Source organism: Streptomyces sp. NPDC088730 (assembly GCF_044751215.1).
Classification (GTDB): domain Bacteria; phylum Actinomycetota; class Actinomycetes; order Streptomycetales; family Streptomycetaceae; genus Streptomyces.
Window position 1 is genome coordinate 39,193 of the sequence record NZ_JBIVLK010000003.1, and the last position, 13,293, is coordinate 52,485.

At 69.3% G+C, this 13,293-nt stretch carries 11 protein-coding genes and 1 riboswitch; of the genes, 4 read left to right on the forward strand and 7 right to left on the reverse strand.

Annotated elements, in window-relative coordinates:
* Nucleotides 1–25: 25 nt before the first annotated feature.
* The 7 genes from ACIP89_RS12155 to ACIP89_RS12185 form a co-directional block, all read right to left on the reverse strand.
* The gene (locus ACIP89_RS12155; RefSeq protein WP_401928132.1) at nt 26–1,114 is read right to left on the reverse strand and encodes an ABC transporter ATP-binding protein; all 1,089 of its coding nucleotides are present in this window, start codon (nt 1,112–1,114) and stop codon (nt 26–28) included.
* A complete protein-coding gene (locus ACIP89_RS12160; RefSeq protein WP_401920145.1) occupies nt 1,111–2,121 on the reverse strand; it encodes an ABC transporter permease in 1,011 nt (336 codons plus the stop codon). The genes ACIP89_RS12155 and ACIP89_RS12160 overlap by 4 nt, the downstream gene beginning before the upstream one ends.
* 149 nt (nt 2,122–2,270) lie before the next feature.
* A complete protein-coding gene (locus tag ACIP89_RS12165) occupies nt 2,271–3,986 on the reverse strand; it encodes an ABC transporter substrate-binding protein (RefSeq protein WP_402115198.1) in 1,716 nt (571 codons plus the stop codon).
* Nucleotides 3,987–4,105: 119 nt separating this feature from the next.
* The gene (locus ACIP89_RS12170; protein WP_371633613.1) at nt 4,106–5,104 is read right to left on the reverse strand and encodes an ABC transporter permease; all 999 of its coding nucleotides are present in this window, start codon (nt 5,102–5,104) and stop codon (nt 4,106–4,108) included.
* A gap of 470 nt (nt 5,105–5,574) precedes the next feature.
* A complete protein-coding gene (locus ACIP89_RS12175; protein ID WP_402114640.1) occupies nt 5,575–6,420 on the reverse strand; it encodes an enhanced serine sensitivity protein SseB C-terminal domain-containing protein in 846 nt (281 codons plus the stop codon).
* 171 nt (nt 6,421–6,591) lie between these two features.
* Nucleotides 6,592–7,362: an enhanced serine sensitivity protein SseB gene (locus ACIP89_RS12180; RefSeq protein WP_402114643.1), complete on the reverse strand. Its 771-nt coding sequence runs from the start codon at nt 7,360–7,362 to the stop codon at nt 6,592–6,594.
* A gap of 251 nt (nt 7,363–7,613) precedes the next feature.
* The gene (locus tag ACIP89_RS12185) at nt 7,614–8,294 is read right to left on the reverse strand and encodes an AAA family ATPase (protein WP_402114645.1); all 681 of its coding nucleotides are present in this window, start codon (nt 8,292–8,294) and stop codon (nt 7,614–7,616) included.
* A gap of 156 nt (nt 8,295–8,450) precedes the next feature.
* A riboswitch (glycine riboswitch) is annotated at nt 8,451–8,543 on the forward strand.
* Nucleotides 8,544–8,684: 141 nt separating this feature from the next.
* On the opposite strand from ACIP89_RS12185, the gene gcvT reads away from it, so the two are divergent.
* The 4 genes from gcvT (at nt 8,685) to ACIP89_RS12205 (ending at nt 13,097) form a co-directional block, all read left to right on the forward strand.
* On the forward strand, nt 8,685–9,800 hold the full coding sequence (gcvT, locus tag ACIP89_RS12190; protein WP_401920155.1) for a glycine cleavage system aminomethyltransferase GcvT: 1,116 nt from the start codon (nt 8,685–8,687) through the stop codon (nt 9,798–9,800).
* 92 nt (nt 9,801–9,892) lie between these two features.
* The gene (gene gcvH, locus ACIP89_RS12195) at nt 9,893–10,270 is read left to right on the forward strand and encodes a glycine cleavage system protein GcvH (RefSeq protein ID WP_401920157.1); all 378 of its coding nucleotides are present in this window, start codon (nt 9,893–9,895) and stop codon (nt 10,268–10,270) included.
* Between the two features lie 19 nt (nt 10,271–10,289).
* Complete coding sequence (gene glyA / locus ACIP89_RS12200; protein WP_401920159.1) at nt 10,290–11,546, forward strand: serine hydroxymethyltransferase; 1,257 nt, start codon at nt 10,290–10,292, stop codon at nt 11,544–11,546.
* A gap of 168 nt (nt 11,547–11,714) precedes the next feature.
* Nucleotides 11,715–13,097, forward strand: coding sequence for an L-serine ammonia-lyase (locus ACIP89_RS12205; protein ID WP_401920162.1), 1,383 nt, complete (start codon nt 11,715–11,717; stop codon nt 13,095–13,097).
* Nucleotides 13,098–13,293: the final 196 nt, after the last annotated feature.

The following is a 13,293-nucleotide window of genomic DNA, read 5'->3' on the forward strand; positions in this document are numbered from 1 at the left end:
ACGTCGCTCACATCACTCGGATCGCTCACAGCTTCGGCGCAATCTGTTCGGTCCAGATCCGGGACCGCTCCTCCGGTGCCATGTGGCAGGCGGCGAAGTGTCCGTCACCGACCTGCTCCAGCTCGGGGCGCGTCGTGCGGGTGACGTTGTCCTTGGGGATGTCCGCGTACGGGCAGCGCGGGTTGAACGCGCAGCCGTCCGGGACGTTGATCAGCGACGGCGGCTGGCCCTTGACGGGGATCAGCCGGTCGGTCTCCTCGCGGTCGATGCGCGGCATCGAGGTGAGCAGGCCCCAGGTGTACGGGTGCTGGGGCTGGTAGAAGACCCTCTCCGCGGAGCCGCGCTCGATGCACCGGCCGCCGTACATCACCAGGAGCTCGTCGGCCATCTCCGCGACCACCCCGAGGTCATGGGTGATCATGATGACGGCGGAGCCGAACTCCTTCTGCAGGTCCCGGATCAGGTCCAGGATCTGCGCCTGGACGGTGACGTCCAGGGCGGTGGTCGGCTCGTCCGCGATGAGCAGTTCCGGGTTGTTGACCAGGGCCATCGCGATCATGGCGCGCTGCCGCATACCGCCGGAGAACTCGTGCGGGTGGGAGTCGACCCGCTTGTGCGGCTCGGGGATGCCGACCCGGTCGAGCATCTCGATGGCGCGGGTACGCGCGATCTTCTTGCTGACCTTGTTGTGGACCCGGTACGCCTCCACGATCTGCCCGCCGACCGTGAAGTACGGGTGCATCGCGGAGAGCGGGTCCTGGAAGATCATGGCCATCTTGCGGCCGCGCAGCGCGCGCACCCGGTCGTCGGACGCGCCGATCAGCTCCTCGCCGTCCAGCCAGACCTCGCCGGAGATGCGGGCGTTGGGGGCCGTGCGGTGCAGGCCCATCACGCCGAGCGAGGTGACGGACTTGCCCGAGCCGGACTCGCCCACGATGCCGAGGGTCTGTCCGGGCTTCACGTCGAAGCTGACGCCGTCGACCGACTTGACCAGGCCGTCGTCCGTCTTGAAGTGGATGCGCAGGTCCCGGACGGAGAGGAAGGCCTCGTCGCCGGCCCGCGTGGCGGCGGGCTCGCCGGCCGCCGCTGTCTGTGACTTGGAAACCTCGGTCACGAGTACCTCACCCTGGGGTCGATGGCGGCGTACACCAGGTCCACCAGCAGATTGCAGACGACGATGAAGAAGGCCGCGATGAGCGTCACGCCCATCACGATGGGCAGGTCGTTGCCCCGGACCCCGTCGATGGCGTAGAAGCCGAGGCCCTGGAACGAGAACACCTGCTCGGTGATGACCGCGCCGCCGACCAGCAGGCCGAAGTCCATGCCGAAGATGGTGACGATCGGGGTGAGCGCGGCCCGCAGACCGTGCTTCCCGATGATCACGTTCTCCTTCAGCCCCTTGGCACGGGCCGTACGGATGTAGTCCTCACCCATGGTCTCCAGCATCCCGGCTCTGGTGATGCGGGCGTAGAGCGCCGAGTAGAGGAAGGCCAGCGAACACCACGGGATCAGCAGGTTCCAGGCCCATTCCAGCGGATTGTCCGTGAACGGGACGTAGGTGATGTTCTCCCAGACGGGCCACTGCACGGTGAACACGCCCAGCGCGAGCATGCCGGTGAAGAAGATCGGCAGCGAGACACCGGCGAGGGCGACGGCCATGAAGAAGCGGTCGAGGATCGAACCGCGCTTGAGCGCGGAGACGACACCGATGGCCACCCCGCTGATCAGCCAGATCACCGCGGCACCGATGGCCAGCGAGAAGGTGACCGGGATACGTGCGGTCAGCTCGGGCCAGACCTCGACGTGGTTCTTGAAGGAGAAGCCGAAGCACGGGGCACCGCAGTGCGAGACCTCGGGGCCGAACGTGTAGTCCGCGCCGACGAAGATCTGCTTGATGAAGTGCCAGAACTGCTCGTACAGCGGCTGGTCGAGGCCGAGGTTCTGTTTGACCGCGAGGATGGACTGCGGATTGGCGTCCTTGCCCACGTACTGGGCCGCCAGTTGGTCCATCGTCTGCCCGGCGAGCCGGGGGACGAGGAAGAAGATCGCGAAGGTGACTGCGCTGACGATCAACAGCAGCAGTACCGCGCCGAAGACGCGTCGGATGATGTACGCAGCCACAGCTATCCGGCGCCGGTATCTGTCTGCCGGGGGTGACCCGTGCGGTCGGACACCGTGCCTTCACCTGCCTTTCAGGACAATTCTGGGGGCCCGGGGGGCCGCTCCCCGGGCCGCGCCGTGTGCGCGCGGCCCGGGGAGCGGGGCCGTACCTACTTGGCGGAACCCATCAGCACGTAGTCGTACATGCCGAGGTAGGCCTGGGTGACCGTGACGTTGGTCGCGGACTTCGGCCGGAGCAGCAGGTTCTTGCGGTAGATCAGCGGCACGGCGGTCGCACCTTCGGCCACGGCCTTGTCGACGTCGCCCCACGCCTTCTCACGGGCGGCGGTGTCGGTGTTGGCGATGCCCTCGTTGAGCAGCTTGTTGATCTTCGGGTCGTTCAGTTCCTGAACGTTGTTGCCACCGGACGGCTTGATGGCCGAGCCGTTGATGATCTGGTCCAGGAAGCCGAAGCCGGTCGGCCAGTCGGCACCCCAGGCGCTCATGATCATGCCGAGCTTGTTCGCGTGCACGTAGCTCGGGTTGCCCGCGAAGTTCGAGAAGTACTTGCCGGCCGGGAAGCTCTTGATCTCGGCGTTGATGCCGATCTTCTTGAGCGAGGCCTGCACCGCGGTGACCATGGCCATCTCGGCGGGGCGGTCGGAGCGGGCCGAGATCTTGGTGTCGAAGCCCTTCGGCTTGCCGCACTGCTTCAGCTCGTCCTTGGCCTTGGCCTCGTCGCCCTTGTGGCCGGCGGACTCGTACAGGTCGAACTTGCTGTAGCCGTTGACGGTCGGCGGCAGCAGGGTCGTCGCGACGTCACCCTTGGGGTCGCCACCCTGGGCGGCCTGGACCGACGCCTTGTCGAGGCCCCACTGGACGGCCTTGCGGCAGTGGATGTTGTCGAACGGGGCCACGTTGACGTTCAGACCGATGTACGAGGTGGCGCCCGCGTACGAGTTGTCCGTCTGCTTCTTCAGGTCGGGCTTGGTGATCACGTCCGGCTGGGTGGCCGGGGCGACACCGGTGCCGCCGCCGTCAACGGTGATGTTGTCGGAGATCAGGTTGTTGTCGACCGTCTCCTGCTTCACCTTGAAGCGGATCGTCACCTTGTCCGGCAGGGCCGGACGGTTCGGGTCGGTCTTCGGGTCCCAGTTGGAGTTGCGCACGAGGGTCGCGCCGCGGCCCTCGTCGTACGACTCGAACTTGTACGGGCCCGAGGACACGATGTGCTTCACGTAGTCGGCACCCTTGTCCTTCGAGGCCGGCACGGGGGCCGTCTGCGAGAAGGTCGCCAGGTAGTCGAAGTCCGCGAAGGGGTCCTTCAGCTTGAAGACGATCGTGCTGTCGTCCGGCGTCTCGATGGAGGAGATGCCGCCCGCGCTCTTGTCCTTGTACGGGCCCTTGTACTTGTCGCCGCCCGCGAGGTGCGCCTTGAAGTACGTCGGGCCGTTGGACAGGGCCTCCGGCGCGAAGTTGGAGCGCTCGACGGCGTACTTGACGTCCTTCGAGGTGATCGGGGTCCCGTCCTCGAACTTGAGACCCTTCTTCAGCGTGTACGTCCAGGTCTTGGCGTCCGGGCTCGACTTGCCGAGGCCCTCCGCGAGGTCCGGGACGACCTCCAGGCCGTCCTTGCCGGCGGCCGGCTTGAAGGACGTCAGGGTGCGGCCGTACAGGCGGGAGAGGTTCTGCACCCAGCCGTAGTAGGTGTTGCCGGGGTCGAGGGAGTCGGGCTCGTCGGAGAGCTCGATCTTGACGGTCCCGCCCTTCTTCTCCGACTTGTTGACGACCGACGTCAGCGCGGCGTCGGTGGCACCGGAGCCCTTGCTGTTCCCGCCGCCGCCGTTGTCGTCGTCGGAACCGCTGCACGCGGACGCGCCCAGCATCAGGACCACAGCCGTGGCAACCACCGCTGTCGTTTTACTGGTCTTCACCTGAGGAAATTCCCCTCAATCGATGGTTGCCATGGCATGTCGCACGCCGTTGTGGCGAGCGCCCTTGGGACCTACTTGCTACGGGGGTCGAGGGCATCACGCAGCCCGTCTCCCAGCAGGTTGAACGCCAGGACCGTGACGAAGATGGCCACGCCTGGCACGATCATGTACATCGGGTCGTTCCGGTAGAAGTCGATCGCGTTCGTGAGCATCCCGCCCCAGGAGGCCTGCGGCGGGGCGATACCGACCCCGAGGTAGCTGAGACCCGCCTCGAAGAGGATGTTCGAGGGGATCAGCAGCGTGGAGTAGACCAGGATGGGCGCCACCAGGTTCGGCAGCAGCTCCCGGAAGAGGATGAAGGGGCCGCGGGCCCCCAACGAGCGGGCCGCCTCGACGAATTCGCGGTTGCGCAGGCTCATCGTCTGGGCCCGCACGATACGGCCCATGTACGGCCAGCTGAAGAAGCCGATCACAAAGATCAGTACCGCGAGCCGCAGCGGCAGCCCCTCAAGACCGAACGCGCCGTCCTGCAGCGCCGCCGAGATGGAGATCGCGAACAGCAGCAGCGGGAAGGCCAGGAAGGTGTCCATCATGCGGCTGATGACCGTGTCGACCCAGCCGCCGTAGAACCCGGAGACCACGCCGAAGAAGACGCCGATCACCACGGAGAGCAGGGTGGCGCCGACGGCGACGACGAGGGAGACCCAGGAGCCCTCGATGATCCGGGACAGGATGTCGCGTCCGTACTGCGGTTCGACGCCGAGCGGATGGCTCCAGCTGATGCCGCCCCAGTCACCCTTGGGCGCCAGCAGCGCGGGGTCGATGAGGTCCTGGTGGAACTCGTTGGGGTCCAGCCCGAAGACGGCCTGGATCGGCTTGGAGAGGACAGCGAGCAGGACCAGCAGGATGACAACGATGCCGCCCGCGACGGCCACCTTGTCGCGCTTGAAACGCGACCAGGCGATCTGTCCGAGCGAACGGCCTTCGATCTGGCTCTGCTTGACTCCCGTGAGTACTGCCTCCGGCTGAGCCTCGGCAGCCGATCCGGTGGTCTCGATCGGTGCGGTCACAGTGCCTTTGACCCCTCCCGCCGGCGGTGGCCGGCCCTTGCTCGCCGCGGTAACGGCCTGGCGCTTGTGGGCCGCGCGTGTTCACGTGGCTTCTGGCGTCTCGGTGCGAAAACGGTGCGGAACTCTGTGCGGAAACTCGGTGCGGTGCTCGGTGCGGTACTGGGTGCGGAAATGCGTCTGCGGAATGTCCGCCGGGGCAACCTCGTACAAAGGGCCGACGATCCCCACTAGCCGGGAGTCTTCAACGCAGTTGCGATCACCCGCCAGACCTGACGGGGAATGTTTGCTCAAACGTGATGCGGTCAGTGAGCTTCCGTTATCCGGACAGGTGGATCGAGTGAGCGGACCACTCGCCCGCTAATCCACCAGAACGGACATGACGCCCAACAGGCGTTATTGAGTGGCTATTTGGGTGACCGGGAGCGTCGCCTTGTCCGCCGGAGGGGCGTATGTCCGCTCCGGCGGGCGCACTAGTAGGTGTGCGGGGCCGGTCCGGGGGCCTGCGGATAGCCGTAACCGGGAGCGACGACGCCGCTGCGGCCGGCCGGGGCGTGCGACTCGCGGTCGTAGAACGGACGGGAGTTGCCCCGCAGCCACATCGCGACGGGGTCGTACTCGTCGGACATGGCGACGGTGGAGACCGGCAGCCCCTCCGGGACCGCGCTGACCGACTGCTGCATCATCGCGCGCACCGCGTCGACGGACGGCTGGCTCGTGTCGTACAGGTCGAGGCCGATGGCGAGGTACGGCACGCCGAGCGCGGGCTGCACCCAGGCGCGGCGCAGCGAGCGGATCGCCGGGGTGTGGTGGGCGTTCCGCGTCAGCTGGGCGTAGAACTGCGGGGTCTCAAGGGCGGGGTCGCTGATCCGCAGCGGACCGGCGGGCATCCGGTCGAGGCCGGTGGCGATCCGGCGAAGGTCGAGCCAGGGGATGCCCACGCCGCCGCCCGGGGCGTGCGGGTTGAGCCAGATGCCCCAGCGGTCGGGGAACAGCGCGCGGGCGATGTCGCGGCCGCCCACCACCTCGTGGGCCCGGCTCCAGCCGCTGGCGGCCAGCTCCTGGGCGGAGGTGACACAGGGGGCGTAGCCGAGGCCCTCGATCTCCATGTTGCCGTACTGGGCGTCGGGCGAACCGGCCCGGCCGTGCCAGAGCAGCATCCAGATCCGGTCGGCCGCCAGGGCCTGGAGCAGAGCCTCGTACGCGTCGTAGCGACCGGGCGTCACTTGGCGCAGCAGGTGCTCGACCTTTTCCCGGGCTCTCGGCTCCGCTCGACCAGGGGAGACCCCATCAGTCGCCCCCGTGCCTGACGCACTCACCCTGGTCCCGCCCCTCTTCGATCCACTGTGTCGGCCTGCCGCTCCCGGGGCACACGGGTGCGGCGCGGTGCCGAGGCACCAGCCATCAAACCAGCTTAGGTGCCGGTCATGACACCGGCTTGACGTCATGGCCCGCCGCCGTCACCCCCGGTGCGGCCGGTCAACCCGGTCCTACTCGGCGGGGCGCTGGAAGAACGGCCGGATCCGCGCCCGCATCCAGTCGGCGACCGGGTCCTGCGCCACGTCGAGCAGGACCAGGTTGACCGGCCACGGCGGCTCGACGCGGCCGAGCGCCCGGCCGAGCGCGTCCATGGGGGCGTTGCGCCCCGCGCCGTCCCAGGTCGAGAACTCGACGCCGACGAAGAGGACGGGGTCGCCGCCCTCGATGCTGGCGAGGGTCCTGCGGGCGCTGAGCACGACACCGCTCCGGGCGAACTCGTCGGCGGCGGCGGCGAGGAAGTCGACGGGCTCCTCCTTCCAGTCCGGCTCGTAGAGCCGGACCCGGCCGCCGCCGGCCGGCCCGTCGAGCACGCTGCGTCCGGCCCGGCAGAGTTCGGCCACGGCGGGCGGCGGCAGCGGCATGCCGACGACGCCGCCCGGGTTCACCGCCAGGCCGAGCTGCGGGGGCAGCCCGCGGGCGAACTCGACGGCGGGCGCCACGGTGAAGGACATATGGGTGCCGACACAGCTGAGGAACTGCTGCTCGGAGCTGAACACGGGGACGTACACCCCGCCGTCGAGCTCAAGCGTGGGCAGGTCCAGGTCGGTGGAGTCCGGCCCGCCGCCGTTGGGCAGCGGCACCCAGAGATGGCTGCGGCCGAGCACCTCCACGAGCCGGCCGCCCGCTTCCGGGCTGCCGAGCGAAGCGCCCAGTACTTCTTCTAGCTCATTGGCCGGCCATCCGCCCTGCGGGTGGAAGGAGTCCTGCGCCGGAGTGTTCACTGATTACCTCTCTAGGGCCCGTCGTCGAACTGCCGTCTGCCGCGCGACGCCATGCACGCACTCTCGCCGCCCCGGTCCCGGGCCCCGGTACGTCCAGTACCGGGGCCCGGGACCGGCACGCCGGGAAACGGGGTCTCCCCCGCTTGAGCGAAGCCGAGAGCCCGGGGAGGCACCTGACGCCGTCCGGCCGCCCTACGGGCAACGACGGCAGTTCGGCGAAAGGCCCTGGCCCCGTGCCATGCAGCAAGAGGTTAGGGCCTGTCGTCCGCGAAGGTGATCCGGGTCAGCAGCGCCGCCGCCTCGCGGTCCAGCAGGACCGCCGATACGCAGCCGAGCGGCAGCAGTCCGGTCTCGGTGTCGCGCAGCAGCCTCCGCAGCGCCCCGCGGTGCCGGGCGAACGCGTATCCGGAGACGCCGCGCCCCCGCTCGATCTGCCCGGCCCGCGCCGTCTGCGGGGAGACGTCGATCAGAACGAGGTGCAGGACGCGGCCGCGCCGCCGGGCGTCGCGGCCCAGCCAGCCGCGCACCCAGGCCTGGGTACCGCAGTCGTGGACGACGACGGAGACGCCGGAACGCAGCACCCGCCACAGCCCCCAGTAGTGGGCGACGCGGACGAGCGGACGGTAGAAGGCGTACGGGACTAACCGCGGCAGCAGGGCGGCCCAGCGGTCCCTGGTGTCCTGGGAGTCGATCACGCGGGCGGACACGGCCCGCTTGATCAGGGTCGATTTGCCGCTGCCCGGCAGCCCGGAGACCACCACCACATCGCCCGCCACGAAGTGCAGGGCGCGCGGGCTGTGCCCGGCCCGGTAGCGCAGGTCCCGGACGACGGGTCCGTGCGGGCCCCGTGCCTCCCGGGCCGGCGCACCCGGCTGTGCGGGCAGTGCGCCGTGCGCGGCCCCCGCGGTCGTCGCGTACCGCTGCAACGTCATCGCCATCCCCCTGTCGGCCGACCCACACCTGCCAAGAAGTGTAAAGAAAAGGTAATGCGGCACAAGCGCGCGACCCGCCGGATCCGGTGGGGTACCGGCGCCCCACTGACCGCGGATGCGTGCGATGATGGCCCGGCCAACTGCATAAAGGCCGCTTGAATCCGCGCGGGAGAGTTCCGGCCACAGGCCGGGCGCCGAAGGAGCAAGATCCTCCCTTGAATCTCTCAGGCCCCGTACCGCGTGGATGAGGCAGATCTGAAAAGCGAGTCGCCCCGCGGCTCCACCCAAGGTGCAAGCCGAACCCCTCCGGGGCCTCTCGGCGAACCTCTCAGGTTCCGATGACAGATGGGGAGGGATCGTCCTCGTCGTCATGCCCTGGGAGCCATATCCATGAGCACCGCCCCCCGCCTCACCGCCCTCGATGCCCTGCACCGTTCGCTGGGCGCGACCATGACCGACTTCGCGGGCTGGGACATGCCCCTGCGGTACGCCAGTGAGCGCGAGGAGCACCTCGCCGTGCGCACGAAGGCCGGCCTCTTCGACCTCTCCCACATGGGCGAGATCACCGTCACCGGCCCGGCCGCGGTGGACCTCCTGAACTTCGCGCTGGTCGGCAACATCGGCACCGTCTCGGTGGGCCGGGCCCGCTACACGATGATCTGCGCCGAGGACGGCGGCATCCTGGACGACCTGATCGTGTACCGGCTGGCGGAGACCGAGTACATGGTGGTCGCCAACGCGGGCAACGCCCAGCTGGTGCTCGACACGATCACCGAGCGCGCCGGGGGCTTCGACGCCGAGGTGCGCGACGACCGCGACGCGTACGCGCTGCTGGCCGTCCAGGGCCCGGAGTCCCCCGCCATCCTGGCCGCCGTCACCGACGCGGACCTGGACGGCCTGAAGTACTACGCCGGGCTGCCCGGCACGGTCGCCGGGGTCCCCGCGCTGATCGCCCGTACCGGCTACACCGGCGAGGACGGCTTCGAGCTGTTCGTCGCCCCCGGCCACGCCGAGCAGCTGTGGCGGGCGCTGACCGAGGCCGGCGCCTCCCGCGGACTGATCCCCTGCGGGCTGTCCTGCCGCGACACGCTGCGCCTGGAGGCGGGCATGCCGCTGTACGGGCACGAGCTGACCACCTCCCTCACCCCGTTCGACGCCGGTCTCGGCCGGGTCGTGAAGTTCGAGAAGGAGGGCGACTTCGTCGGCCGCAAGGCCCTGGAGTCCGCCGCGGAGCGCGCCGAGACCGCCCCGCCCCGCAAGCTCGTCGGCCTGGTCGCCGAGGGCCGCCGGGTGCCGCGCGCCGGGTTCCCGGTCGTCGCCGGCGGCCAGGTCATCGGCGAGGTCACCTCCGGCGCCCCCTCGCCCACCCTCGGCAAGCCGATCGCCATGGCGTACGTCGACGCCGCGCACGCCACGCCCGGCACCGAGGGCGTGGCGGTGGACATCCGGGGCAGCCACGAGCCGTACGAGGTCGTGGCGCTGCCGTTCTACAAGCGCCGGAAGTAACGGCCGCCCGCGTCCAGAAGTGACGCAGTCGCGTCTCACACCGTAAGACCATCGTTCATCAGCACTCCCCCGCGTACAGGAGAATTCAGGTCATGAGCAACCCCCAGCAGCTGCGGTACAGCAAGGAGCACGAGTGGCTGTCGGCCGTCGAGGACGGCGTGGCCACGGTCGGTATCACGGAGCACGCGGCCAACGCGCTCGGTGACGTCGTCTTCGCCCAGCTCCCCGAGGTCGGTGACACGGTGACCGCGGGCGAGACCTGCGGCGAGCTGGAGTCGACCAAGTCGGTCAGCGACCTGTACTCGCCGGTGAGCGGCGAGGTCACGGCCGCGAACCAGGACGTCGTGGACGACCCCTCGCTGGTGAACTCCGCGCCGTTCGAAGGCGGCTGGCTGTTCAAGGTGCGCGTCACGGAGGAGCCGGCCGATCTGCTCTCCGCCGACGAGTACACCGCGTTCTCCGGCAACTGAGACCCCAAGGGACCACCTGATGTCGCTTCTCAACTCCTCTCTCCACGAGCTGGACCCGGACGTCGCCGCCGCTGTCGACGCCGAGCTCCACCGTCAGCAGTCCACCCTCGAAATGATCGCCTCGGAGAACTTCGCTCCGGTCGCGGTCATGGAGGCCCAGGGCTCCGTCCTGACCAACAAGTACGCCGAGGGCTACCCCGGCCGCCGCTACTACGGCGGCTGTGAGCACGTCGATGTGATCGAGCAGATCGCCATCGACCGGATCAAGGCGCTCTTCGGGGCCGAGGCCGCGAACGTGCAGCCGCACTCCGGCGCGCAGGCCAACGCCGCCGCGATGTTCGCGCTGCTGAAGCCGGGCGACACGATCATGGGCCTGAACCTGGCGCACGGCGGTCACCTGACCCACGGCATGAAGATCAACTTCTCCGGGAAGCTCTACAACGTGGTCCCGTACCACGTGGACGAGACCGGTCTCGTGGACATGGCCGAGGTCGAGCGCCTCGCCAAGGAGTCCAAGCCGAAGCTGATCGTCGCCGGCTGGTCCGCCTACCCCCGCCAGCTGGACTTCGCCGCCTTCCGCCGCATCGCGGACGAGGTCGGCGCGTACCTGATGGTCGACATGGCGCACTTCGCTGGCCTGGTCGCCGCGGGCCTGCACCCCAACCCGGTGCCGCACGCCCACGTCGTCACGACCACCACGCACAAGACCCTCGGCGGTCCGCGCGGCGGTGTGATCCTCTCCACCCAGGAGCTCGCCAAGAAGATCAACTCGGCGGTCTTCCCGGGTCAGCAGGGCGGCCCGCTGGAGCACGTGATCGCGGCCAAGGCGGTCTCCTTCAAGGTGGCGGCGGGCGAGGAGTTCAAGGAGCGCCAGCAGCGCACCCTGGACGGCGCCCGCATCCTCGCCGAGCGTCTGGTGCAGCCGGACGTCACCGAGGCCGGCGTCTCCGTCCTGTCCGGTGGCACGGACGTGCACCTGGTCCTGGTGGACCTGCGCAACTCCGAGCTGGACGGCCAGCAGGCCGAGGACCGGCTCCACGAGCTGGGCATCACGGTCAACCGGAACGCCATCCCGAACGACCCGCGCCCGCCGATGGTCACCTCGGGCCTGCGGATCGGCACGCCTGCGCTCGCCACCCGCGGTTTCCAGGCCGAGGACTTCACCGAGGTCGCGGAGATCATCGCGTCCGCCCTGAAGCCGTCCTACGACGCGGACGACCTGAAGGCCCGCGTCGTCGCGCTCGCCGAGAAGTTCCCGCTGTACCCCGGCCTGTAGTCCGGACCTGCACATTTGCACATTGGGGCGGGGCACCACGCACACTGAGAGGTGAGCGGGGTGCCCCATCCCTTGCCCCCCGCTCCTGCCCCGCCCTTCGGGCCGACCCGGCCCGTACCGCACCACCCGGCAGACAACGGCGTCTACCAGCGCTTTGAGGAGTTACCCGTGGCCATCTCGGTCTTCGACCTGTTCTCGATCGGCATCGGCCCGTCCAGCTCCCATACGGTCGGCCCGATGCGCGCGGCCCGCATGTTCGCGCGCCGGCTGAAGAACGAGGGCCTGATCGCCCACACCGCCTCCATACGCGCCGAGCTGTTCGGCTCGCTCGGCGCCACCGGCCACGGCCACGGCACGCCCAAGGCCGTGCTGCTCGGGCTGGAGGGCGAGTCCCCGCGTACCGTCGACGTCGAGACGGCCGACGACCGGGTCGCCGAGATCCGCTCCACCGGCCGGCTCAACCTCCTCGGCATGCACGAGATCGACTTCGACGCCGACAAGCAGCTGGTCCTGCACCGCCGCAAGAGGCTGCCGTACCACGCCAACGGCATGACCGTCTTCGCGTACGACCGCGACGGCGCCCCGCTGCTGGAGAAGACGTACTACTCGGTCGGCGGCGGCTTCGTCGTCGACGAGGACGCGGTGGGCGAGGACCGGATCGTCCTCGACGACACCGTGCTGAAGCACCCCTTCCGCACCGGCGACGAGCTGCTGCGGCTGGCCCAGGACACCGGTCTGTCGATCTCCTCCCTGATGCTGGAGAACGAGCGGGCCTGGCGCACCGAGGACGAGATCCGCGCCGGTCTGCTGGACATCTGGCGCTCCATGCAGGCGTGCGTCTCCCGCGGCATGTCCCGCGAGGGCATCCTGCCCGGCGGCCTGAAGGTCCGCCGCCGCGCCGCGAACACCGCACGCCAGCTGCGCGCGGAGGGCGACCCGCAGACCCACGCGATGGAGTGGATCACCCTCTACGCGATGGCGGTCAACGAGGAGAACGCCGCCGGCGGCCGCGTCGTCACCGCTCCGACGAACGGCGCCGCCGGCATCATCCCGGCGGTGCTGCACTACTACATGAACTTCGCGGCGGGCGGCGCCACGGAGGCGGAGAAGGACGACAGCGTCGTCCGCTTCCTGCTGGCCGCCGGCGCGATCGGCATGCTCTTCAAGGAGAACGCCTCCATCTCCGGCGCCGAGGTCGGCTGCCAGGGCGAGGTGGGCTCCGCCTGCTCCATGGCCGCGGGCGCCCTCGCCGAGGTGCTGGGCGGCACCCCCGAGCAGGTGGAGAACGCCGCCGAGATCGGCATGGAGCACAACCTGGGCCTGACCTGCGACCCGGTCGGCGGCCTCGTCCAGATCCCGTGCATCGAGCGCAACGGCATGGCGGCGGTCAAGGCCGTCACGGCCGCGAAGATGGCCCTGCGCGGCGACGGCAGCCACAAGGTCTCCCTCGACAAGGTCATCAAGACCATGAAGGAGACGGGCGCCGACATGTCCGTCAAGTACAAGGAGACGGCCCGGGGCGGGCTCGCGGTGAACATCATCGAGTGCTAGGCAGATGGGCCCTGACCAGCGCGTTTGTCTTTCAGCGCTGTCAGGGCCTTCCCTGCTTACGCGGCGGAAAGTCCCTGGAACCTCCCTGGGACAGACGTGAAAGTCCCTGAAAAGTCCTGGGATGTCCCCGCTTTGCCGCGTTCTTGAGGAATGCGCGGTGCCTCCAGGACGACCATGCGCCCTGGCCGTTGCCGAG

Bases quoted from the DNA above. Each gene is read 5' to 3' on its own strand.
- gcvH (WP_401920157.1), top strand. From the start codon at position 9,893: ATGAGCAACCCCCAGCAGCTGCGGTACAGCAAGGAGCACGAGTGGCTG.
- ACIP89_RS12165 (WP_402115198.1), bottom strand. From the start codon at position 3,986: ATGCTGGGCGCGTCCGCGTGCAGCGGTTCCGACGACGACAACGGCGGC.
- glyA (WP_401920159.1), top strand. From the start codon at position 10,290: ATGTCGCTTCTCAACTCCTCTCTCCACGAGCTGGACCCGGACGTCGCC.
- gcvT (WP_401920155.1), top strand. From the start codon at position 8,685: ATGAGCACCGCCCCCCGCCTCACCGCCCTCGATGCCCTGCACCGTTCG.
- ACIP89_RS12185 (WP_402114645.1), bottom strand. From the start codon at position 8,294: ATGACGTTGCAGCGGTACGCGACGACCGCGGGGGCCGCGCACGGCGCA.